The organism is Haloarcula marina (assembly GCF_024218775.1).
GTDB lineage: Archaea > Halobacteriota > Halobacteria > Halobacteriales > Haloarculaceae > Haloarcula > Haloarcula marina.
Window position 1 is genome coordinate 1872978 of sequence record NZ_CP100404.1, and the last position, 21086, is coordinate 1894063.

Below are 21086 nucleotides of genomic sequence, written 5' to 3' on the forward strand. Positions count from 1 at the left end.
CCGAACGGTCGCGCGCACAGAGACGTGCGACGCGAAGCCCTCCTCGCTGTCGGCATCGCCGCCCTCGCCGTGGCGATGGTCGTCAGCGCCACAGCGGTCCCCGGAGTCCTCTCGGAACCGACTGAGGACGTTCGTCCGAGTCGGTTGGACGTCCGAGAGTCCTACGTCGACGCCCGCAACGTCACCGGCGAGACGGTGACGCTCTCGCTGTCATCCCGCCTCCAACACCGCGGCGGGACGGCCGAGAACGTCACGGTGGTGACGCGGGCAATCGACGCCGACACCGGTCTCGTAAAGACGACAGAACAACAGTCCCTCGGCAACGTCAGCGGCGACCGAGACGTGCCGTTCACGGCGAACGTCACCGTCGCGCGAGACGGTGACTACCACATCGAGACGACGGTGTACGCCGACGGACGAGTGCGGACCGGGCAGCGCCGGACCGTCCGGAACGTCGGCGCACTCACCCCCGCTTACGCCACCTCGACCGTCTCGTTCCACCGGTTCGAGAACACGAACACGCCTCTGCGGGCCATTTCCTACCGCATCGTCGCCGTCGAGGACAACGAGACGACCCTGAACGTGACGGCCTATCTCACCAACAGCGGTGACGACCCAGCGGGTGGCCTCGCCCTCCGGATGCGTGCCAGACAGGCCGAGTCGAACGTCATCGCCGACGAATCGACGCTCCGCATCGGCCAGATACGGCCCGGCAGGACGCAGACGGTCAACACGCAGTTGACCGTTCCCGACGACTACAACTACTGGCTTGACGGCATCCTCCAGTCCGACGGCGTCATCGTCGCGACGGAGAGCGCCCCGGCCAACCTCGACCCGCAGGAGACCCTGACGGAAAACGAGACGACCCGAGACGTGGGCTTCCAGTCGGGCGACTTCGAGGAAGCCACCGAGGCACCGATGGAGGAACCGACCGAAGAACCGACTACCGTCGAAGGAAGCGGCCCGGGATTCACTGCGCTGGCGGCGCTCGCCGCGCTCCTCCTCGCGGTGGGCGGACTCGCACGGAGGAAGCTATGACAGAGACAGACACCGACGACAGCGACCAGACCGACGCCGCGGACGAACAGCCAGTGACGGTGACCGATACCGCTGACCGACCCGTCGGGAACAACGGTGACGACGGCGACAGCGACGACGGCCGCTCCGTCGTCGAGTACCTCCAGTGGGGGGCGCTGGCCGTCCTCGCTATCGTCGCGGTGTTCGCCACCTTCCGCTTTTACTTTGCGGTGTCGGCGACGGTGGAGACGTTCGTCACCTACCGCTACCGGTCGCTGTTCATGGCCGGGTTCAACCTCGTCGTGCTCCTCGCCTGCGGTATCGGCATCTCCGCCGTGGTCCGCCGCCTGTCCTGACACGACAATCCTTTTCCGCGGGCCAACCGAATCGGGTGGTATGGCAGACGACGAACCCGAAACCACCGACGAGGCGTCGGAATCGAGCGAGAACGGCGACGACGAGAAATCCTTCCGCGAACGCGTCGAAGAGATTCGACAGAAGCGCGCCGAAGAGCGCGAGGAAGGCGAAGAAGGCGAGATGAGCCGCGAAGAACGAATGGAAGAGATGATGGGCGGCGGCCCCGGCGGTCCCGGCGGCATGGGCGGCGGCGGCGGCAACCCCTTCGCGCAGATGATGGGCGGCATGATGGGCGGCGGCCCCGGCGGTCCCGGCGGCATGGGCGGCGGTCCGCCCGGCCGCGGCCCCGAAGAAGAGAGCGGGAGCGACAACGAGGAACTCACCCGCGAGATGCGGAAACTCCGCGACGAAGTCCACGACGTGCGGCGCGCGCTGGACCGCATCGCCGACGCCCTCGAAGACTGACGGCGTCGCGACTGCCGTTTTTACGTCGTTTTTCGACAGTCAGGAGTCACGCCGTCGAGAACCGGACGGCGACGCGCGCTCAGTTCTGGTACGCGAGGTTCATGACCCACTGCGAGAAGGTGTCGTCGTGCGGGTCGACTTCCTCGTCGCCGATGAACGGCGATAGCTGGTCGCCCGCCATCAGCAGCGAGAAATCGAGGTCGCGGGCGGCTGGCGTCAGGTAGTATGTGTTGTGTCCCTCGTAGACCGTCTCCTCGCGCTGGATGAGGTCCTTCTCGAACAGGGACTCGACGATGCGACTGCCCTTCCGGGAGGAGACATCTAACTCCTTCCAGAAATCGCTCTGATGGATGCCGCCGGACTCGCGGATGAGTTCCAGTCCGGCGTACTCGTCCTCAGAGAGGTCCGCCTCCGACGCTGCCGAGCTCATATACATTGCCTAGCGACGGTCGGCCGCTTAAATCTGACTTTCGACCGGGCGGTACTCGGTCGTGCAGGGTGGTCCGGCCGCGAAGTCGTACCGCTGGCGCTCGCCGAGGGCGACGAGCGACGACGAGCGCGTGCCGAAGCCGTCGCCGTGGATGCAGACGCCGTAGTCGTGGTCGGCGATGGTCTCTCCCGCGCGGTCCAGCCACGCGTCCACCTGCTCGCCGGGTTCGACCTGCATCGCCTCGCGCAGTCGGTCAGCGTTTTCGGCCTGCCGTTCGCCCACGTCGGGGCGGTGGCTCGGGATGCGGTAGTCGCCGTCAGCGCCGACGTTGACGACGACGTGGACGCCGGGTTCGAGATTGCGGGCGGCCAGCAGGCCGTCCCACTCCAGGAGGATGGCTGCGTTCTCGTCGACCAAGAGGAGGTTGAAGCCGTCGTACTCGGCCTCCCGGGCCGCCTGCTCGACGGCGCGGGCCGCGTCTTCCGCCGTCTCGTGACCGAGGCAGTCACGGACCAACAGACCTCGCGAGCGCTCGGCGGCGAGTTCGGCGTCGACCCAGCGGTTCGTGACGGCAGCGAGAACGCCGTGTTCGTTGTAGCCCAGCCACGTGCCGCTGGCTTCAGCGTCGGCCGGGGCGACCACGCGCGCGCCCCAGTGGCGCACCGCCGGGGGTTCCGACGGTCGGTCGACCCGTTCGTCACGGTTCGCGGCGAACGCTATCGGCGCGTCGTCGAACACCTGCCACGCGAGGACGATGGTACACACGGGCGTTCGTAGACGCCGCGCGTAGAAAACGACTGTGCCCGGGCGTCACGCCGCGCTGTCGCCACCTACGGCCAGCAACTCACGGACCGCGTTACGGTCGACGGTCCCCGACGCCGTCCGCGGCAGCGCCTCGACCACCCGAACCGTTTTCGGAACCTCGTAGGGCGCGAGGTCCGCTCGGCAGTGGTCTCGGACTGTCGCCGGGTCGATATCGCCGACGACGGCGGCCGCCACGCGCTCGCCCCACTCCTCGTCGGGGAGGCCTACCACGGCGGCGTCCCTTACCCCGGGAAGTCCCTCGATAGCGGCCGCGACTGCCCCCGCGTCGACGTTCTCGCCGCCGGTCACGATGCGGTCGTCGACGCGGCCGACCACCCACAACCGGCCGTCCTCGTCGCGAAACCCCACGTCGCCGGTGTGGAAGCCGTGCGGACCGAACGCCTCGGCGGTGCGTGCGTCGTCGAGGTAGCCCGGCGTGACCGTCGGTCCGTCGACGACGATTTCGCCCCGCGTTCCCGCGACTGCGGGGCCGTCCTCGGAGAGGATAGTCACGACCGTACAGACGAGCGGTTGACCGACGGTCCCGCGGTGTTCGAACGCCGTGTCGGGCCGCGCCGTCGTAATCTGCGAGGCCGCTTCGGTCATGCCGTAGGTCGGACAGACTGGGACGCCGCGCTCGCGGCAGCGGTCGACGAGGTCCGGACTGGCGGGGCCGCCGCCCAACAGCACGAACCGGAGCGCCTCGTCGGGGGTCCACCCCGAATCGAGCATCCGGCCGAGCATCGTCGGCACGAGCGAGACGCCGGTCACGCCGTAATCGGCCAGCACCCCGCCCGTCGCGGCGGTGTCGAACTGCCGCTGGACGACGACGCTGGCTCCGTAGAGCGCGGTCCGAACGAACGGCGCCAGGCCGCCCATGTGGTACGTCGGCAGACAGACGAGCCAGCGGTCGCCCGGCGAGACGCCCAGCCTGAACGCGGACGCCGTCGCGCTGGCGACGAGGTTGCCGACGGTCAGGCGGACGCCCTTCGGACGGCTCGTCGTCCCCGACGTGAACAGGACGACGGCCGTCTCGTCGCGCGCTAGTTCGACCGGTTCGACCGACGACGGCGATTCGGGAGGCCTCAGCGATGCCACCCCGTCCCTCGCCGGGTCGTCGACGGACACGACAGAACAGTCGGCGATGCGGGTTGCCAGCGACTCGGTGTCAGATTCACAGACGAGGAGGTCCGCGTCGAGCGCCGCGAGTTGCCGGGCGAGCGCGTCCGCCTCGAGGTCCACGTTCAACGGGGCCAGCGTGGCACCGCACCGCATAGCGCCGAACAGCAGACTACCGACTTCCGGCCGCGTGTTAACGAGCGTCGCGACGCGCGCACCGTCGTCGGACAGGTGCGGCCGGACTCCGGCGGCTATCTCGTCGGCCGCCGCGTCGTACTCGCGGTAGGTCAGTGAAGACCCGTCGTCGGCGTCGACGAGCGCAGTCCTCTCGGGCGTCGCCGCGGCGCGGTGTGACAGGAGGTCCCGGGTGGGCCACTCCAGAGACTCACGCATCTGCCCTCACCTCCCGAGGGTCCACGCCGAGGCCGTCCGAGTGCGGAACTGTCATTCGCCCACCCGCTACTGTCGCCGGGTCCGGCGCGAGGTCGGTCGACAGTCGGTCGCCCGTGGCGAGGCCGCAGGGGCGAACGTTCGGTATCGCCGCGGCGACGTGGAGCGCGGCGAGTCGACCGAGGACGCCGTCGATGGTCGTCGTCACGACCGGTTCGACCCCCTGCTCGCGAGCGCGCATCGCCAGCGTGTGAGCGTTACCGGGACCGCCGAGGACCATCGGCTTCAGTATCAGCACGTCGGCGGCGTCCGCGGCGAGGACGGAATCGACGCGGCGGTGGGCCACTGACTCGTCGAGTGCCACGTCGACCGGGCCGCCGCGGAGAGCGGCGTGGCCGTCGAGGTCGTCGGCCGAGAGGGGTTGCTCGACGTACTCCACGCCGAACTCGGCGAACCGTTCGAGAGCGTCGCGCGCGTCTTCTCGGGACCACGCGCCGTTCGCGTCCGCACGGAGCGTGACATCGTCGCCGACGCGCACTCGCACCGCGCGGAGGCGGTCGGCGTCGTCGTCGACCGAGCGCGCGCCGACCTTCAGTTTACAGCACTCGAAGCCCGCGTCGACGGCTTCGGCGACCGCTGTCGCCGTCGTCGCCGGGTCGCCGTCGCCGACGGTGGCGTTGACTGGGACCGACTCGCAGTGTACGTCGGCGTCGAACCACTGGTACAGCGGGACACCCTCGGCGCGGGCGTCGGCATCCAGGAGGGCCGTCGCCACGCCGTGCCGCGCGGCCGGGACTTCGCCAGCGTCGAGCGCCAGCATCGCCCCGGTGTGGCCGCCGTCGGCTTCGGCGTCTGCGGCGCGAGCGAGCGCCTCTTCACAACCGTCGAGCGATTCGGTCCACCCGGGAAGCGGGGTTGCTTCGCCGAGACCGGTCTCGCCGCGGTGGTCGTAGCGAACGACGAACCCGGAGCGCTCCTCGATGCGTCCGGCGGCCGTCGACAGCGGACTCGACAGCGGGAGCGAGAACGGCGTCGTGCGTATCGTCATAGCACCTGCGGGAGCGCGAGTCCGGCGGCGAAGAGGAGCGAGTGGGCGAAGAGAAGTTTGCCGACGCGTTCGAGCGTCGGGTTCAGCGCCTCGCCGTCCGTTCGCGTGAAGACGGTTCGTGTCGTCTGCCCAGCGAGCGGGAGCGTGAGCCACGGTGCGAGCGCCCACGGGCTGTATGCCGGGTCCAGCGCGAACAGCACAGGGACCACGTAGGCCATGCCCACGAGGAGGACGTACTCGACGCGGCTCCAGCGATACCCGAGGTAGACGGCCAGCGTCTTCTTCCCGGCGGCCATGTCCGTCTCGCGGTCGCGGACGTTGTTGACGACGAGGATGGCCGTCGAGAGGCCAGCGGCGGTTAGGCTCCCGACGACGACGGCGACGGGGAGGCTCTCCGGCGGGAGCGTGGTCGGGAACGTCCCGACGGCGGGCATGTTGGCGACGGCTTGGACGTAGTACGTTCCGGTGACGGCGACGACGCCGAAGTAGACGAACACGAACAGGTCGCCGAGGCCCCGATAGCCGTAGGGCAGGGGGCCGCCGGTGTAGAGGACTCCCGCGGCGATACCGGTCAGACCGACCACGACGATGGGGAGGCCACCGATGGCGACGAGGTAGACGCCGACGACGACGGCGAGGGCGTAGGTCAACACCATCGCCCGTCTGACCGAGGACGGGTCGATGAGTCCGCCCGCCGTGACGCGGGTGAACCCCTCGCGTTCGTCCGTGTCCGCGCCCTTCACGGCGTCGTAGTAGTCGTTCGCGAAGTTCGTCCCGACCTGTAGTAAGAGCGCCCCCAAGAGGGCCGCCACCGCCGGGAGGAGTTCGAACACGCCAGCGTGTACTGCCAGCCCAGTCCCGACGACGACGGGAGCGGCCCCCGCGGGGAGCGTCTGCGGCCGGGCGGCCATCACCCACGCTTCCCGCTTCGAAACGTCGGCCGTCGCTGTACTCATTGGTCGTTGCTCGGGCCGCCACTCTCAAAGCGACTGTGGTTCACGGGGCCACGGTTTCCTCACTTCGGCCGCCGGAACCACACAAACCGCAATACAGCGACGAGCCCCACAGCCAGCACATATTTACGTTCATGCGCGTTTGAACCTGCATGGTCTTTGCTTGTAGACGCCGTCTGCCGCCGGGCGGTCCGGAACGCCACGAGACAACACGTGGGCCGTTCCGCCACGTACGCGGCGTTTCGGGATTCTTTCACCCGATTCTCGACGGTGTCAGCCGACACGCGTTGTCGGGGTCGACCACCGCCTTGACGGGGGACCAACTCGCCGCGTCACCGTGCCTGACGACCGGACCGAACAAGTCACGCTGATGGACGACCAGACACACTCGGTCGTCAGGGCTATCGACCAGTCGCCCGATGTCGTGCTCCTCCTCGTCGACGACGAGCACAGGGCTACGCTGGCCGACCAACTCTCCGAGGCAGATATCACCGTCGTCAGCGACGACACCTCGACGCTGCCCGCCTTCGACGTCTGTATCGTCGACACCGAGAGCTACCCGGCAGTCGGCGAGCAACTGCGACGGCGGAAAGCCGACGCTGACCCGGTCTTGCTTCCGGTGTTGCTCGTCCTCGAACCGGGGGTCTCGGAAACGCGTGCGCGGGAGTTGGTCGACGACATCGACGATTTCCTCACACTTCCGACCACCGAGCGGTTGCTTCTCGGTCGTATCCGGGCGCACCTGCAGGCACGTCGGCAGTCCAAGCACTCGTCGCTGTTCAGGCGGGCGATGGACAAAGCGGTCAACGGTATCACTATCGCGGACGCCGGGGACGACGAGAAACTCGTCTACGCGAACGACGCGTTCCTCGAAACGACCGGCTACGAGCGCGAGGAAGTGCTCGGCCGGAACTGTCGGTTCCTGCAGGGACCGGACACCGACCGGTCGACGGTCGAGGAGATACGGGCGGCCCTCGATTCGGGAACATCCGTCGAAGTCGAGATTCTGAACTACCGAAAAGACGGCTCCGAGTTCTGGAACCACCTCAGCGTCACCCCGGTGTTCGAAAACGGCGACCTAACCCACTACCTCGGGTTTCAGCAGGACGTGACCGACCGAATCGAACGGAGTCGAGAACTAAACCGATACGAGGAAATCGTCCGTGCGGCCGGGGACCCCATCTATTCGCTCGACGCGGACCTCCGGGTCACGCTGTTGAACGAGGCGACAGCGCGGTTCAGCGAGACGGACCAGGCGGACCTCGTGGGTCGACACGTCCGCGAAGTGTTCGGCGCGCCACACGCGGCGCAGTTGGCCGACGCCCTCCTCTCGCTCGCCAACGACGACCAGATGGGGACGACGATAGAGACGGCCGTCACCGACGCGAAGGGGCGAAAGCGGCGGTACCAGACCGCACTGGCGGTGATGCCCGCCGACGAGTTCGACGGCGTCGTCTGCGTCAGCCGCGACGTGACAGAGCACAGGGAGCGGGAGTACCGCCTCTCGGTCCTCGACCGCGTCCTCAGACACAACCTCCGAAACAAACTCCACGTAGTGCTGGCACAGGCCGAGTTGGCCCGAGAGCAGACCGACGACGAAGCGATACGGAACGCCACGACGACAATCGAACGCGCGGCCGAAGAGCTACTGAACCTCGGCGAGACGGCCCGCGCCTTTCACGATACGCTCGACCCCCGGTGGGGCGAGGAAGTCAGCGCCGTCGACGTGGCTACCCACACTCGCCACGTCGTCGACGAAGCGCGTCTCAGCTACGAGGACGCGGCGTTCGTGACAGACATCCCGGGGACCCTCTGGGCGCGGACCCACAACGCCTTCGAACTCGCGATGAGCGAGATTCTCGACAACGCCGCGACCTACGGCGGCGACGGCGTGGAGGTCGCAGTGACGCTCGAAACGACCGGCGACGACGAAACCGTGGTGGTCACGGTCGCGGACGACGGCCCGGGGATTCCCGACGTGGAGAAAGACGCGCTCACCTCGGGCGTCGAGTCGGACCTCCAGCACACGTCCGGTCTGGGCCTCTGGTTCGTCAGATGGTTAGCCATCAACAGCGGCGGGTCGTTCACTATCGACGACAACGACCCGGCGGGGGCCGTCGTCGAACTGCGCCTCCCCGTCGCGGCCCCGCCCGAAGAGGAAGTGTCGGGTCAGTAGTGCCACGGCACGTCGCTGAAGTCCGGATTCCGGCCTTCGTTGAACGCGTCGCGCCCCTCCTGGGCTTCGTCGGTCATGTACGCGAGTCGCGTCGCTTCCCCGGCGAACACCTGCTGGCCGACCATCCCGTCCGAATCGAGGTTGAAGGCGTACTTCAGCATCCGCATCGCCGTCGGCGACTTCTCGTTCATCCGCTCGGCCCACTCGATAGCGGTGTCCTCTAACTCGTCGTGGGGGACCACTTCGTTGACCATCCCCATCTCCGCGGCTTCCTCGCCGTCGTAGGTCTTCCCGAGGAAGAACACCTCTCGGGCCTTCTTCTGGCCGACCTGTCGGGCGAGGTACGCCGACCCGAACCCGCCGTCGAACGACCCCACGTCAGGGTCGGTCTGGAGGAACTTCGCGTGTTCCGCACTGGCGATAGTGAGGTCACAGACGACGTGCAGCGAGTGCCCGCCGCCGACGGCCCATCCGGGGACGACGGCGACGACCGGTTTGGGGATGTGGCGAATCTGTCGCTGGACTTCGAGGATGTGGAGCCGCCCGACGTTCTCCGGAGCGTCCGGGTCACCGATATCTTCGTCTGCCCGATACTCGTAGCCGCTCTCGCCTCGGATGCTCTGGTCGCCGCCCGAGCAGAACGCCCACCCGCCGTCTTTCGGCGACGGACCGTTGCCGGTGATGAGGACACAGCCAACGTCGGTCAGGCGCTTCGCGTGGTCGAGCGCCGCGGACAGTTCGTCGACCGTCTCGGGGCGGAACGCGTTGCGTTTCTCCGGTCGGTCGAACGCGATGCGGACCGCGCCCGTCTCCGTCGACCGGTGGTAGGTGATGTCGGCGAAGTCGAACCGCTCGATTGGCTCCCACCGCGAGGGGTCGAATAGCTCCGAAACCATACCGTGGCTGACGGCGGCGGCCGCAAAAAGATTCCCAGTCAGGCACAACACTTTCTTTCGAGACGGTCCAATTCGAGACGATGCCCTCCACCACGAACCAGCGAAGCATCAAGACGGGACTCGCCGTCCTCTCGGTGCTCGCGATGGCGTACAGCCTCATCATCGTCCAGCAGATACTCCTCGGTCTGCTCGCCGTCGCGGCGCTCTGGGGCGTGTACCTGTTCTGGCGATTCGTCCTCGCCCTCGGTCGCATCGCCTCGGCGCTCGAACGTGTGGCGCTGGAGCTGGCCGACGGCGGGTTCGAAGAGGACCGGACAGAGAGACGCGAACGGACCGACGGGGCGAGCACCGAATCGGCGGCGCGACCCCTCGAACCCGAGCGCTGATACTGGGGAGCGAGAATTTATGCTCTCGCTTCCGGAACGTTCCACGAACGGGCGCCATGGCTGAGACGTTCTACGACGTTCTCGGCGTCGACGACGACGCCTCGCGTTCGGAAATCGAGGCGGCCTACCGAGAACGTCTCAAGGAGACGCATCCGGATGTCAGCGACGCGAGCGATGCCGAGGCCGCCACGAAGCGCCTCATCGAGGCCCGGGACGTGTTGGTCGACGCCGACGAGCGAGCGCGATACGACCGCCTCGGTCACGATGCCTACGTCGGCGACGAATCGTCGGGGAGTCGGGTCGCCTCGGCGGCCCGGGAAGCGGGCTACGGCGACGCAGAGCGCAGGGCGGACGACGACGCAACCGGGCACTCGGCGTCGCGGTCCCGACGGCGCACTGCCGACCGCGCCCGGCGAGAACGGCGAGCGAGCGAACGGGTGCGCGACGACCGGGCGTCCCGCGAGTCGGCCGCGGAAACGGAGACGGACGCCGACGCGCGGGCGGCGTCGGCCGCGAACGAGCGAACGACCGCGACTGGCGAGGAACGCGTCTCCGTGGGTACAGGCACCCACAACACCGCCAGGTCGCCCGCGTGGGCGTCCGGGCGGGGGTACCGAGTCCGGCAGACAGTCCACACGGGACCGGACTACGACTCGCTGGTTCCGAGCGGTCGAGAACTCTCCTTGCTGGGCATCACCTTCGCGCTGTACCCCGTGCTGTTGTTCAGCGCACTGATGCCGCCGTTCCCGCTGTACCTCAACCTCATCGTCGCTTTCTGCGCCGTCGTCGTCGTCGGCTATCTCCAGTCGATGCCCCGCGTCGCACTGTTGGTGTTCGGGACGTGGAGTCTGCTCACGCCCCTCGTCCTCGCCGTGTTGGGTGTGGGATTCCTCTCCCTCGTCGGTTTCGTCGCCCTCTGCGGGACGTGGCTCCCGTTCGGCTTCTCGATTCTGACGGCCGTCGTCCTCCGGTTGTAGTCACCGGGTGTCGTCGGCGATTTTCGAGCGCGTCCGCGCGGTCAGGTCATCGCGAACCGCGTGGCTCCGCGCGCTGTCGAACTGGAATTCGATGACTTGCGTGCCGTCGCGTTCGACGGACGAATCGAAGGCGTCGCGGAACGCATCGCGGCCGTCGACCCGGGCAAATTCGAGGTCGTAGAGGTCCCCGGTCGGCCCGAAATCGAGGCCGTGGGGCGTCTTGAACTGCGGTTCGAAGGCGTCGTGGTCCTCGATAGGGAGGATGTGGAAGATGCCGCCGCCGTCGTTGTTCACGAGGACGATAGTCGCGTCGACGCCGCACCGTCCGAGCGCCAACAGGCCGTTCATGTCGTGGTAGTACGCGAGGTCACCGGTGACGAGGACGAGGGGGTCGTCCGTCGCGCTCCCCGCCCCGAGCGCCGTCGACGTGATGCCGTCGATACCGCTGGCTCCGCGGTTCCCCAGCATCGTGAGGTCGGCCGTCCGCGGTTCGCCGAAGCGGTCCAAATCGCGGACCGGCATGCTGTTGGAGACGAACACCGTCGCCGGGTCCGGTGCGGCGTCGGTCACGTCGGACAGCACGCCGCCCTCCCAGTAGGTCTCCTCGCGACCGCCGCGAACCCCCTCCCAGTGGTCGCGTTCGGCGGCCGCGAATCGCTCGGCCCATCGCTCGCCGCCCGTCCCGTCGACACGCGCGGCGAGTTCTTCTGCGAGAGCGTCTTCGTCGGCCACCAGGAGGTCGCTGGCCGTGAACTCCGCCTCGGTCCACCCGCCGGACGGGTCGACGACGAACTGCCGACAGTCGGCGTCGCGGAGGGAGTGTCTGAGCGGCTTCGAGGTTGGCGACGCGCCGAAGCGGAGGACAACGTCGGGGTCCGGCCACGCCGCCGTGGCGTCCGACCCGAGGTAGGCGTCGTAGCCACCGCAGACGGGCACGTCGAGTCGGTCGACGTGCGGGCCGAAGCGGAGGTCCGAGAGCGGGTCCGCGAGCACTGGGAACCCCGTCGCTTCGGCGAGCGGTTCCAGCGCGGCGGCACTGAGGCCGTCATCGGCGGGACCGGTCACGAGGAGTCCCCTGTCAGCCGATTCCACGGCGGCGGCGACGCCATCGAGAGCGTCGTCCGTGAGTTCCGGCAGTCCTTGCGAGGTAGCGACGAACGGTCCGTCTCTCCCGTTTGCCGCCAGCGTGTCGCCGTCGGCCCAGTCCTCGGGAACGCCGTCCGGGTCGTCCTCGGGGACCGGCGTTGGCTCCAGCGGCTTGCGGAATCGACAGTTGAGGTGGACCGGCCCGGAGTCGCTCCCGGTGGCCTTCGAGAGCGCCCGCGCCGCCGTCGTCCGGAGCATCCGCACCTTCCGCGGTTCGGCCTCCGGTTCCGGCAGGTCACGGTACCACCGGACTGCGTCGCCGTACAGTTTCTCTTGGTCGACGGTCTGGTTCGCACCGCTGTCGGTGAGTTCGGGGGGTCGGTCCGCGGTCAGCAAGAGCATCGGGACGCCCGACTGAGTGGCCTCGACGACCGCGGGGTGGAAGTTCGCCGCCGCCGTCCCCGAGGTACAGACCAGAGGGGTCGGCGTCCCGGTCCGGCGTGCCCGACCGAGCGCGAAGAACGCCGAGGACCGCTCGTCCAAGTGGGAGAACACCTCGATGTCGGGGTGTTCGGCGAAGGCGACGGTCAGGGGCGTCGACCGGCTTCCCGGCGACAGGCACGCGGCGTCGACGCCCGCTGCGACGAGTTCCTCGACCAGCGTCTCGGCCCACAGCGTGTTGACGTTCGGGTACACGCGGTTCACTCCAGTTCGTCCAGCATCGGCCGGTACTTGAGTTGCACCTCGTCCCACTCCCGGTCGGGGTCGCTGTCAGCGACGATGCCAGCCCCGGCGAACAGCGTCGCCGTGCGCTCGGCGGCGACGGCCGAGCGAATGCCCACCGCGAACGTGCCGTTTCCGGCGGCGTCGACCCAACCGATCGGGGCGGCGTACCAGCCACGGTCGAACGCCTCCGTCTCGCGGATGGTTCGGAGGGCTTCGTCCGGCGGGAGACCACCGACGGCTGGCGTCGGGTGCAGGGCCTCCACGAGGTCCAAGACGTGTCCGTCCCGGGCGAGTTCGGCGGTGATAGACGTTCGCAGGTGTTGGACCGTCGCCAACCGGCGGACGGTTCGGTCGCCGATGCGGACCGAGGAGGCGAACGGCTCCAGTTGGTCGCGAATCGCGTTGGCGACCAGTTCGTGCTCGTGGGTGTCCTTCTCGCTCTCGAGGAGTTCGGCGGCCAGCCACTCGTCTTCGGCAGGCGTATCGCCGCGGCCGGTGGACCCGGCCAGCGCTTCCGTTCTGACGGTTCGGCCTCGGAGGGAGACGAGGCGTTCCGGCGTCGCGCCGAAGAACGTGCCGCCGTCGGCTGGCGAGAGCATAAATCGATAACAGTTGGGGTACGTCTCGGCGAGTCGGTCCAGCGCGCCCGGGACCGAGAGTTCGCGGCGCAGGCGCACGCGCAACGCCTGCGCGAGAACGACCTTCTGAAGGTTTCCCCGGGCGACGCTCTCGACGGCCGCGTTCACCTGCTCTCGCCACGTCTTTTGCGAGGGCGTCCGCTCGCGCGATTCGACGCCCGGCGGCTGGGTCCGGTCGGGCGTCGGGCCCTCGCGCAGGCGTTCACGCCACGCTTCCAGCCGTCGCTCTGCCGTCGCCGCTGCGTCGTCGCCGGTCGCCGTCACCGTCAGCCACGTCCCAGTCTCGGTGGCCGTGACCTGCACTTCGGGCAGGAAGAAGGACGCACCCGGAAACGACGCCCACGGCGAGTGTTCGCCGTCGTGGTCGCCGTCGTGGAAGGCGAAGCCGCCGAACAGGCGGGGACGGGCGGCGCTGGGGAGCGTGCCCGGCGTCTCACAGCGGTCGAACAGCGCCGTCGCCTCGCGTTTCACGTCGGCGAATCGCGAGTTTCCGTCGGCGGTCACCGTCGCCACCGCGCCACAAGCGGCGACCGACTCGGCGTCGGTCCCCCACGCGAATCGCGGACGGATGTCGGCGTCGAGGACAGCCCGCGGCGTGCCACGCTCGATTCGGCACCCGCGTGTGACGACCCCCGTCGTCCCCACCGTCGTCTCGTCGCCACGCAATGGTTCCATCACCGTGGTCTTAGGATTCCGTCCCTTTGAGCCTGACTATACCTGCGACTCGCGACGCCCACTAGGGCGAGCGAGTTCGAGTGTTTCCAGAAGATGGAATTATACTGGTGATAAAGAGAATATAGGATGTTCTGTAGAAAAAATTATTTTTTCGAAATCCGTAGCTACCCCCGCCAGTTTTAAATACGGCTTACTCAAAGGTGGCAACGTTGCGATGCCAAAGGTAGAGATCAACATCCCGGAACACTTGGAGATGCAAATCGCTCAGCTAGTCGAGCAGGGCGAGTTCCTCAACCGCGAGGAAGCCATCGAAGACCTCCTCTCGACCGGGCTGAAAGCGTACAAGACATCTGGGCCGACCGACGAAGACGAGGAACCGGGCTTCGAGGACGACGGTATGATGGGTCACGACGACGAGTACGTCTTCTGATTCGGAGCGTGGCCGTCTGGGACCGTTTCTCAAGCAATTCTTATACTGGTGTACGTTCATAGCACTCACAACAATGCACAAAGACGAGCTTCTGGAGTTACACGAGCAGATGGTCACGATTATGGAGTTCTTCCGTGACGAGATGGACACCGTCGACCCGGAACTGTTCGACCCGTATCAGGGACTCGACGTTCGCCCGTCCGACGTTCACAAGTCCAAGAGCGAGCACAAACACGCCGTCTTCGTCCTCGGGAACGCGCTGGCGACGGCGATGAGCGAGGACGAATTCTCGGACGCCGGGCGCGTCGGCAAGCGGATGCAGGAACTCGCCGAGGACGCAGAGCGCAAACTGTAGCTTGCAGTCCCCGACTTCGACTCTCTCTTCTCTACGCTGCGTCGTCCATTAGCTCTGTGAATATCTCCGGGTCCGTCCGGAACTTCAGGACGTTGTGGACCACCGAGTTGCGGACGTTCTGGACGACGTTGCCGTGGTGCTTGTAGAACTCGTGAATCCACCGCGACTCGGCGGCCCGCGTTGGGAACATCATCACCGACTTCCACTGGTACTCGCCGTCGGAGAGGAAGTAAAACAGCGTGTGCTCGTCGTCGCGGATGGCGACCATCGCGTCGTGCCACTCCTCTGCGAAGTGTTCCGGATTGAACTTGAACTCGAACAGGGCGAAGTTGAACAGCGCCTCGTTCGGGACGATGGCCTCCCGGAACACCTCCTCTTCGCGCATCTTGCGGATTGACTCGCTGACCGTGACGTGCGAGACGTCGATGCCGTACTTCTCGTCGAGTATCTCGGCGAGTTCCCGGGACGACCGCTGTGGCTCCGCCGCGAGTTCCCGCAGGACGTACACGTCCCGCTGTTTGAAGTCCCAGTCGGGTGTCTCGGTTACCATACTGAATATTCCTCGCGGCGATAGTTGATGATTCCGCCTAGCATCATTCTTCGATGGCGACCAGCGTCTCTACGTCGGGGAGCGGTTCTGTGTCGTCGGTTATCTGGGCCATGCGCTCGGTGTGTTTCTCGGCGGCGTACGTCTGGAGGTCACCGGCCGACGGACCGGACGTCTCGTCGCTGGCGTCGGCGCTGATACCGTCCGTCGTCGTCCGCTGGACCAGCGGCAGTAACTCGGTGACGGTGTCGTGGAGCAGTTGCGGGTCGACGCCCCCGGCGACCAACCGCTTCAAGCGAGACATCCCGAAGCCGACGTGGCGGCCTTCGTCGCTGCGAATCGACTCGATGCCCTCGGTGAACCCGGGGAGGGTCGGCAAGTCGGATTCCGCCGGTCCGAAACTGCGTTGGAGGCCCCAGTAGGCCGTCTGAGCGAGGATGCCTTCGATGGTCAAGTGGTAGTGGCAGTAGGCGACGGCGCGGTTCGCGGGCGTGTCGTCGTCCAGCAGTCGGTGCATCGCCTCGTCGGTCCGCGCCAGCAGTTCGTCGTAGGCGTCGTTTATCCAGCGGTCGTCGGTCGGCGAGGTGCGCGCCACTCCGCGGGCGTCCTCCACGGGGTGAATCACGTCGCGCCAGTACCGCTCGAAGAAGTCCAAGTGCCGCGCCTCCTCGTACAGTTGTGTGCTGAGGTAGGCCTGGGCCTCCGCGTCCTCTATGACGACTGCGAGGGGAGCCAGGTCCTCCGTGACCGCGCGCTCGCCCGCCCCGAACTTCGCCACCGTCGCCCGGAAGTTGTCGAACGTCTTCGGATGGGCGTCGACGAGCGGGTGTATATCGCCCTCAGTGTCGATAGCCGCCGGGTCCCAGTGTCGTTCGACAGCGTTGCGGTAGTAGCGGAACGACCGTTCCTCCCGGTCGACCGCCAATCGAAACCTATCGTCTGCCATACACCCCCGTCAACCCCATTCGAAATAAGGGTTGACAATACGTCCCGGCCAAGTCGGCCTATCGGCCCTCGAACTCGGGGTCCCGTTGCTCCATGAACGCCGTCGCCCCCTCCTCGTGGTCGTCGGTGGTGAAGGCGAGACCCTGTGCGGTCGCCTCGCGGTCCAGCGCCTGTTCGAACGTCGACTCCGGTCCGCGGTCGATGAGGCGCTTCGCCTGCGTGAGCGCGACGGTCGGCCCCTCGGCGATTGTGTCGACCACGTTCTCGACGGCGTCGTCGAACGACTCGTCTTCGAACAGGCGCGTGAAGATGCCGAGTTCCCGGGCGGTGTCGGCGTCGAGCAGTTCGCCGGTAAAGACGAGTTCCTTCGCCTTGTTCGGGCCGACGATGCGCGGCAGGAAGTACGAGACGCCGGAGTCGATAGCCAGTCCGACGCGGCGGAACCCGAACCCGATTTTCGCGTCGGGGCTGGCGAGTTGGACGTCACAGGCCAACGCGAGGCCCGCCCCCGCGCCGAACGTCGCACCGTCTATCTTCGCCACCACCGGCAGGCGACAGTCGTGGACGGCCTCGATAGCGCCGTGGATGACGTCGACGACGAGTTCGACCCGGTCGGCGGGCGGTTGCTCCGACGCCACGCCCTCTATCATCGCGCCCACGTTGCCCCCGGCGCAGAACGCCGGGCCAGCGCCTTCGAGGACGACACAGCGGGCGTCGCTGTCGGCGATTGTCTCGAAGCGTTCGATGAGACGCTCCGCCGTGTCGGCGGCGAGGGCGTTCCGCACGTCCGGTCGATTGAGCGTCACCCTCGCCACGTCGTCTTCGATGGTCAGGAGGACGGCATCGTCTGACATACGGTGGACCACCGAGCGCCGCGAAATAACCCTTCCGCCGCCGTCCCGAACTCTGTTGGGTACGGCTTTTTGCGTCGCGGCGACCACCCAACGGTATGCGCCTTCACTGGCATCGGCGAGACTTGCGCGCGGCCGACAACGCGGGGGTGGCCCGAGCGAGGGCAGCGGACCCGGTCGTTCCTGTGTTCGTCTTCGACCGGGACGTGCTTGCACACGCGGGGCCGCCCCGCGTCGCGTTCATGCTCGACGCGCTGGCCGCACTGCGGTCGTGGTACAGAGACCGCGGGAGTGACCTCGTCGTCGCCCACGGCGACCCGCGGGAAGTCCTCCCAGAACTCGCCGACGAGTACGACGCCGAAAAAGTGACGTGGGGCAAGGACTACTCCGGCCTCGCCACCCATCGGGACGCCGCGGTTCGACAGGCGCTGAACGAGGCCGACGTGGCCCGCGAGGCCGTCCAGAACGCCGTCCTCCACGAACCAGGCGAGATAACGACCAACGACGGCGACCCGTACAGCGTCTTCACCTACTTCGGCCGGAAGTGGCACGACCGGGAGAAGGAAGCCCCCTACGACCCGCCCGCCGCCGACGCCCTCGCCGACGTAGACGGCGACTCGCTACCGACGCTCGCGGACCTCGGTTTCGACGACCCGGAGGCCGACGTGCCGTCCGCCGGGACCGAATCGGCGCGGGAACTCCTCGATGCCTTCCTCGAGGACGGCATCTACCGCTACGAACAGCGTCGCGATTACCCCGCCGACGAGTGTACGTCGCGCCTCTCGGCGCACCTGAAGTTCGGCACTATCGGCATTCGGGAGGTGTACGAGCGCACCGACGAAGCCCGGAGCGCCGTCGAACCCGGCGGCGAAGACGACGAGTCGGTCGCGGAGTTCCAGTCCCAACTCGCCTGGCGGGAGTTCTACACCCAGGTCCTATTCGCTAACCAGAACGTCGTCACGGAGAACTACAAGGCGTACGAACACGACATCCAGTGGAACGAGGACGAGGAGGCGTTGCAGGCGTGGAAAGACGGCGAGACGGGATACCCCATCGTCGACGCCGGGATGCGCCAACTCCGCGAGGAGGCGTTCATGCACAATCGCGTCCGGATGATCGTCGCGTCGTTTCTCACGAAGGACCTGTTGCTCGACTGGCGGCACGGGTACGACTGGTTCCGCGAGAAACTCGTCGACCACGACACCGCCAACGACAACGGTGGGTGGCAGTGGGCCGCCTCGACGGGGACCGACGCCCAACCGTACTTCCGCATCTTCAACCCGATGACGCAGGGCGAGCGATACGACCCCGACGCCGAGTACATCAAACGCTACGTCCCGGAACTCGCAGACCTCGCCCCCGAGATAATCCACGGGTGGCACGAGGCGTCGCTCACACAGCGCCGCAACGCCGCGCCGGAGTATCCCGACCCGATAGTCGACCACAGCGAGCGGCGTGAGGAGGCGATAGCGATGTTCGAGCGAGCGAGGGGCGACGACTGAGCGATAGCGACCCGTGGCCCGGGCGACGACTGACGCGAGAGTCGAGCGACGCGAATCGTTCGGGTGAACGACCGACGAACCGGTTAGCTTGAACCCGAGCGTTTTTGTCGGTCCCTGAACGGTATCGAGACGACGATGCTGGGGGTGGTGTTCCTGACGGCGCTCGGAGTGGCCGCGCTGGCGTGCGGAGCGGTCGCCGTACTCACGGCCCGCCACCGGTCGATGCCGGGCGCGACGCCGCTGTTCGCCGTCTCGATGGCGGAACTCTGGTGGATACTCACGTACGCTGGCGAGATGCTCGCCCCCACCCCGTCGACGACGTTCCTGCTCGCCCGCGTGGAGTGGGTTGGCGTCGTCGTGCTGCCAGTCGCTTGGACGGCGTTCGTCCTCGAATACACGGGCCGCGGGGCCTATCTGACTCGGCGGACGGTCGCAGCCCTCTCGGTCATCCCGGCGGTCACGCTCGCCAGTGCGCTGTCGGCCTACGACGGCCTCATCAGGCAGTCGGTCCGCACGACAGCGCACGCCGACTTGACCGTCCTCACCGGCGAGTTCGGCCCGGTCCTGTGGTTGTTCGCGCTGTACACGTGGCTGCTGGTCGCCGGGAGTGCGATACTGCTCCTCGAGTTCGTCGTCGACCGCCGCTCGCTGTATCAGGCGCGGGCGCTCTCGCTCATGGGGGCGGCCGTCGCGCCACTGGTCGCGAGTTACGCCTTCGCGACCGACATCCTCGCGGCGACGGTGGTGGACCCGACCCCCATCGCGTTCGCCCTGTCGAGTTCGCTCGCGCTGGTCGCTATCTTGGAGTACGACATGCTCGACAGGGCGCCCGTCGCCAGCCACCTCGCCTCCGAGACGGCGGTCGAGGCCATCGACGACCCCGTGTTCGTCGTCGACGCCAGCGGCGTCGTCGTCGACTGCAACCCGGCAGCGCTCTCGGTTACCGAGATGGGGCGAGAGGAGTTGTTGGGTCGGACGAGGGGCGAAGTGGAACTGATTCGCGCCGTGGAGGACACCGACGGTGAGACTACGCTGACTCGGGAGACAGACGCGGAGACGACCCACTACGACGTTCGGACCGCGGCGATAGACGGGACAGCGGAGCACGAGTTCGGCGAGGTAATCACGCTCCGGGACGTGACCGAGCGCCGCGAGCGGAAAGAACGGTTGGACGCACTCACCGAAGTCCTCCGGGCGACGATACAGGAGGAGATGACCACCGTCCAACGCGTCGCCGACGACGGCGAGGACGCGGTCAGCGACGTGGAGACGCTCAAAGAACGGGCCTCGGTGGCGTTGGACGTGAGCGACCGGGCGGCGGAGTTGGCGACGATGGTGTCTCCGGAGGAGGAACCGCCTGCCGACATCGTTCCCATCATCCACGAGGAGATAGCCGCCGCGCGTGAGTGGAAGCCAGACGTGACGTTCGTGCTGGAAGCGAGTCTCGGCGAGTGGGCCCACTGTAGCGGGTTGTTCGAACCGGTGTTTCGCGTCTCGCTACGCCACGCCGCCGCCCGGTCGGTTGGTTCGTCTTCGCACTCCAGTACACAAGGCGAAACGAGCAGTCTGCGGGTCGGTGACCCCGGTTCCGTCGCCGACTGACCGGTCCGTGAAACCCACCGCCTCCTAAACGTTTAACCGTCGTCCGCGCTTCGCCTAATGTGGAGGCGATAATACATGTCTGAACATTCCGAACCCGAGCTACCACCGCTGCCGTACGAGTACGACGCCCTCGAGCCGCATATCTCCGAGCAGGTGCTCACGTGGCACCACGACACCCACCATCAGGGCTACGTAAACGGCCTCGCGTCGGCCGAGGAGACACTCGCGGAGAACCGCGAGTCGGGCGACCACTCCTCGACCGGCGGTGCGCTGGGGAGCGTCACCCACAACGGCTGTGGACACTATCTCCACACGCTGTTCTGGGAGAACATGGACCCCAACGGCGGCGGCGAACCCGAAGGCGAACTCCGCGACCGCATCGAGGAGGACTTCGGTTCGTACGACGGCTGGAAGGCCGAGTTCGAGGCCGCCGCGTCGGCCGCCGGTGGCTGGGCACTGCTGGTCTACGACCCCGTCGCGAAGCAACTTCGCAACGTCAAGGTCGACAAGCACGACCAGGGTGCGCTCTGGGGCGCTCACCCCGTTCTGGCCCTCGACGTCTGGGAGCACTCGTACTACTACGACTACGGTCCGGCCCGCGGCGACTTCATCTCCGCGTTCTTCGAAGTCGTCGACTGGGACGAAGTCGCCGACCAGTACCAGACCGCAGTCGGTCACTTCGAGTAACGACTCCCCACCAGCGATTTTTTC

At 67.3% G+C, this 21086-nt stretch carries 22 protein-coding genes; 11 read left to right on the forward strand and 11 right to left on the reverse strand.

Annotated features, from left to right (window positions below; genetic code table 11):
• Positions 1 to 24 precede the first annotated feature (24 nt).
• The 3 genes from NJQ44_RS09800 to NJQ44_RS09810 are packed head-to-tail and all read left to right on the forward strand — an operon-like array spanning position 25 to position 1839.
• On the forward strand, positions 25 to 1038 hold the full coding sequence (locus tag NJQ44_RS09800; protein ID WP_254271167.1) for a DUF7490 domain-containing protein: 1014 nt from the start codon (positions 25 to 27) through the stop codon (positions 1036 to 1038).
• On the forward strand, positions 1035 to 1373 hold the full coding sequence (locus NJQ44_RS09805) for a DUF8060 family membrane protein (RefSeq protein ID WP_254271168.1): 339 nt from the start codon (positions 1035 to 1037) through the stop codon (positions 1371 to 1373). The genes NJQ44_RS09800 and NJQ44_RS09805 overlap by 4 nt, the downstream gene beginning before the upstream one ends.
• Before the next feature lie 40 nt (positions 1374 to 1413).
• Entirely contained in the window at positions 1414 to 1839 is a 426-nt protein-coding gene (locus NJQ44_RS09810) for a hypothetical protein (protein ID WP_254271169.1), read from the forward strand.
• 79 nt (positions 1840 to 1918) lie between these two features.
• Here NJQ44_RS09810 and NJQ44_RS09815 read toward each other — a convergent pair whose 3' ends face one another.
• Genes NJQ44_RS09815 through NJQ44_RS09835 form a run of 5 tightly spaced genes read right to left on the reverse strand, consistent with a single transcriptional unit; the run spans position 1919 to position 6586 of the window.
• Positions 1919 to 2269 (reverse strand): helix-turn-helix transcriptional regulator, encoded by a 351-nt coding sequence (locus NJQ44_RS09815; RefSeq protein WP_254271170.1) that lies wholly within the window; start codon positions 2267 to 2269, stop codon positions 1919 to 1921.
• Between the two features lie 27 nt (positions 2270 to 2296).
• A complete protein-coding gene (locus tag NJQ44_RS09820) occupies positions 2297 to 3034 on the reverse strand; it encodes an NRDE family protein (protein ID WP_254271171.1) in 738 nt (245 codons plus the stop codon).
• A gap of 45 nt (positions 3035 to 3079) precedes the next feature.
• Positions 3080 to 4585, reverse strand: a complete 1506-nt coding sequence (locus NJQ44_RS09825) for a class I adenylate-forming enzyme family protein (protein WP_254271172.1) — start codon at positions 4583 to 4585, stop codon at positions 3080 to 3082.
• Positions 4578 to 5630, reverse strand: coding sequence for a mandelate racemase/muconate lactonizing enzyme family protein (locus NJQ44_RS09830; RefSeq protein ID WP_431357777.1), 1053 nt, complete (start codon positions 5628 to 5630; stop codon positions 4578 to 4580). The genes NJQ44_RS09825 and NJQ44_RS09830 overlap by 8 nt, the downstream gene beginning before the upstream one ends.
• Entirely contained in the window at positions 5627 to 6586 is a 960-nt protein-coding gene (locus NJQ44_RS09835; RefSeq protein WP_254271173.1) for a 1,4-dihydroxy-2-naphthoate polyprenyltransferase, read from the reverse strand. Before NJQ44_RS09835 ends, NJQ44_RS09830 begins: the two co-directional genes overlap by 4 nt.
• A 367-nt stretch (positions 6587 to 6953) precedes the next feature.
• Between NJQ44_RS09835 and NJQ44_RS09840 the strand changes: the two genes are divergently transcribed.
• Complete coding sequence (locus tag NJQ44_RS09840) at positions 6954 to 8759, forward strand: PAS domain S-box protein (protein WP_254271174.1); 1806 nt, start codon at positions 6954 to 6956, stop codon at positions 8757 to 8759.
• On the opposite strand, the gene NJQ44_RS09845 is transcribed toward NJQ44_RS09840, so the two are convergent.
• Positions 8753 to 9655: a 1,4-dihydroxy-2-naphthoyl-CoA synthase gene (locus tag NJQ44_RS09845; protein WP_254271175.1), complete on the reverse strand. Its 903-nt coding sequence runs from the start codon at positions 9653 to 9655 to the stop codon at positions 8753 to 8755. The genes NJQ44_RS09840 and NJQ44_RS09845 overlap by 7 nt on opposite strands.
• A gap of 80 nt (positions 9656 to 9735) precedes the next feature.
• Here NJQ44_RS09845 and NJQ44_RS09850 point away from each other — a divergent pair, with 80 nt between their 5' ends.
• Positions 9736 to 10041, forward strand: a complete 306-nt coding sequence (locus tag NJQ44_RS09850; protein WP_254271176.1) for a DUF8066 domain-containing protein — start codon at positions 9736 to 9738, stop codon at positions 10039 to 10041.
• Positions 10042 to 10097: 56 nt separating this feature from the next.
• Positions 10098 to 11018, forward strand: a complete 921-nt coding sequence (locus NJQ44_RS09855) for a DnaJ domain-containing protein (RefSeq protein ID WP_254271177.1) — start codon at positions 10098 to 10100, stop codon at positions 11016 to 11018.
• Here the strand turns inward: NJQ44_RS09855 and menD are convergent, their stop codons facing one another.
• Both menD and NJQ44_RS09865 read right to left on the reverse strand, forming a co-directional pair.
• Positions 11019 to 12809 carry a 2-succinyl-5-enolpyruvyl-6-hydroxy-3-cyclohexene-1-carboxylic-acid synthase gene (menD, locus tag NJQ44_RS09860; RefSeq protein ID WP_254271178.1) on the reverse strand — a complete coding sequence of 597 codons (1791 nt, stop codon included), beginning with the start codon at positions 12807 to 12809 and terminating at the stop codon, positions 11019 to 11021. It lies immediately after the preceding gene.
• Positions 12806 to 14143 (reverse strand): isochorismate synthase, encoded by a 1338-nt coding sequence (locus NJQ44_RS09865; protein WP_254271179.1) that lies wholly within the window; start codon positions 14141 to 14143, stop codon positions 12806 to 12808. The genes menD and NJQ44_RS09865 overlap by 4 nt, the downstream gene beginning before the upstream one ends.
• A gap of 214 nt (positions 14144 to 14357) precedes the next feature.
• Between NJQ44_RS09865 and NJQ44_RS09870 the strand changes: the two genes are divergently transcribed.
• Positions 14358 to 14573, forward strand: coding sequence for a ribbon-helix-helix domain-containing protein (locus tag NJQ44_RS09870; RefSeq protein WP_254271180.1), 216 nt, complete (start codon positions 14358 to 14360; stop codon positions 14571 to 14573).
• 73 nt (positions 14574 to 14646) lie between these two features.
• Positions 14647 to 14928 carry a UPF0058 family protein gene (locus tag NJQ44_RS09875; RefSeq protein ID WP_254271181.1) on the forward strand — a complete coding sequence of 94 codons (282 nt, stop codon included), beginning with the start codon at positions 14647 to 14649 and terminating at the stop codon, positions 14926 to 14928.
• 31 nt (positions 14929 to 14959) lie between these two features.
• Here NJQ44_RS09875 and NJQ44_RS09880 read toward each other — a convergent pair whose 3' ends face one another.
• From NJQ44_RS09880 to NJQ44_RS09890, 3 genes are read right to left on the reverse strand one after another with little or no spacing between them, the layout of a single operon-like run.
• Positions 14960 to 15478, reverse strand: coding sequence for a winged helix-turn-helix domain-containing protein (locus NJQ44_RS09880; RefSeq protein ID WP_254271182.1), 519 nt, complete (start codon positions 15476 to 15478; stop codon positions 14960 to 14962).
• 43 nt (positions 15479 to 15521) lie between these two features.
• Positions 15522 to 16421 (reverse strand): ferritin family protein, encoded by a 900-nt coding sequence (locus tag NJQ44_RS09885; RefSeq protein WP_254271183.1) that lies wholly within the window; start codon positions 16419 to 16421, stop codon positions 15522 to 15524.
• 58 nt (positions 16422 to 16479) lie between these two features.
• Entirely contained in the window at positions 16480 to 17274 is a 795-nt protein-coding gene (locus NJQ44_RS09890; protein WP_254271184.1) for an enoyl-CoA hydratase/isomerase family protein, read from the reverse strand.
• A gap of 95 nt (positions 17275 to 17369) precedes the next feature.
• On the opposite strand from NJQ44_RS09890, the gene NJQ44_RS09895 reads away from it, so the two are divergent.
• From NJQ44_RS09895 to sod, 3 genes are all read left to right on the forward strand, one after another.
• Positions 17370 to 18773, forward strand: coding sequence for a cryptochrome/photolyase family protein (locus NJQ44_RS09895; protein WP_254271185.1), 1404 nt, complete (start codon positions 17370 to 17372; stop codon positions 18771 to 18773).
• Positions 18774 to 18908: 135 nt separating this feature from the next.
• Positions 18909 to 20375, forward strand: a complete 1467-nt coding sequence (locus tag NJQ44_RS09900) for a histidine kinase N-terminal 7TM domain-containing protein (RefSeq protein WP_254271186.1) — start codon at positions 18909 to 18911, stop codon at positions 20373 to 20375.
• Positions 20376 to 20450: 75 nt separating this feature from the next.
• Complete coding sequence (gene sod, locus NJQ44_RS09905; RefSeq protein WP_254271187.1) at positions 20451 to 21062, forward strand: superoxide dismutase [Mn]; 612 nt, start codon at positions 20451 to 20453, stop codon at positions 21060 to 21062.
• Positions 21063 to 21086: the final 24 nt, after the last annotated feature.

What these genes read in the sequence shown, in the direction of transcription:
- NJQ44_RS09805 (WP_254271168.1), top strand. Translation starts at nt 1,035, where the DNA reads ATGACAGAGACAGACACCGACGACAGCGACCAGACCGACGCCGCGGAC.
- NJQ44_RS09810 (WP_254271169.1), top strand. Translation starts at nt 1,414, where the DNA reads ATGGCAGACGACGAACCCGAAACCACCGACGAGGCGTCGGAATCGAGC.
- NJQ44_RS09815 (WP_254271170.1), bottom strand. Translation starts at nt 2,269, where the DNA reads ATGAGCTCGGCAGCGTCGGAGGCGGACCTCTCTGAGGACGAGTACGCC.
- NJQ44_RS09825 (WP_254271172.1), bottom strand. Translation starts at nt 4,585, where the DNA reads ATGCGTGAGTCTCTGGAGTGGCCCACCCGGGACCTCCTGTCACACCGC.
- NJQ44_RS09830 (WP_431357777.1), bottom strand. Translation starts at nt 5,630, where the DNA reads ATGACGATACGCACGACGCCGTTCTCGCTCCCGCTGTCGAGTCCGCTG.
- NJQ44_RS09835 (WP_254271173.1), bottom strand. Translation starts at nt 6,586, where the DNA reads ATGAGTACAGCGACGGCCGACGTTTCGAAGCGGGAAGCGTGGGTGATG.
- NJQ44_RS09840 (WP_254271174.1), top strand. Translation starts at nt 6,954, where the DNA reads ATGGACGACCAGACACACTCGGTCGTCAGGGCTATCGACCAGTCGCCC.
- NJQ44_RS09845 (WP_254271175.1), bottom strand. Translation starts at nt 9,655, where the DNA reads ATGGTTTCGGAGCTATTCGACCCCTCGCGGTGGGAGCCAATCGAGCGG.
- NJQ44_RS09850 (WP_254271176.1), top strand. Translation starts at nt 9,736, where the DNA reads ATGCCCTCCACCACGAACCAGCGAAGCATCAAGACGGGACTCGCCGTC.
- NJQ44_RS09855 (WP_254271177.1), top strand. Translation starts at nt 10,098, where the DNA reads ATGGCTGAGACGTTCTACGACGTTCTCGGCGTCGACGACGACGCCTCG.
- NJQ44_RS09865 (WP_254271179.1), bottom strand. Translation starts at nt 14,143, where the DNA reads ATGGAACCATTGCGTGGCGACGAGACGACGGTGGGGACGACGGGGGTC.
- NJQ44_RS09870 (WP_254271180.1), top strand. Translation starts at nt 14,358, where the DNA reads ATGCCAAAGGTAGAGATCAACATCCCGGAACACTTGGAGATGCAAATC.
- NJQ44_RS09875 (WP_254271181.1), top strand. Translation starts at nt 14,647, where the DNA reads ATGCACAAAGACGAGCTTCTGGAGTTACACGAGCAGATGGTCACGATT.
- NJQ44_RS09880 (WP_254271182.1), bottom strand. Translation starts at nt 15,478, where the DNA reads ATGGTAACCGAGACACCCGACTGGGACTTCAAACAGCGGGACGTGTAC.
- NJQ44_RS09885 (WP_254271183.1), bottom strand. Translation starts at nt 16,421, where the DNA reads ATGGCAGACGATAGGTTTCGATTGGCGGTCGACCGGGAGGAACGGTCG.
- NJQ44_RS09890 (WP_254271184.1), bottom strand. Translation starts at nt 17,274, where the DNA reads ATGTCAGACGATGCCGTCCTCCTGACCATCGAAGACGACGTGGCGAGG.
- NJQ44_RS09895 (WP_254271185.1), top strand. Translation starts at nt 17,370, where the DNA reads ATGCGCCTTCACTGGCATCGGCGAGACTTGCGCGCGGCCGACAACGCG.
- NJQ44_RS09900 (WP_254271186.1), top strand. Translation starts at nt 18,909, where the DNA reads ATGCTGGGGGTGGTGTTCCTGACGGCGCTCGGAGTGGCCGCGCTGGCG.
- sod (WP_254271187.1), top strand. Translation starts at nt 20,451, where the DNA reads ATGTCTGAACATTCCGAACCCGAGCTACCACCGCTGCCGTACGAGTAC.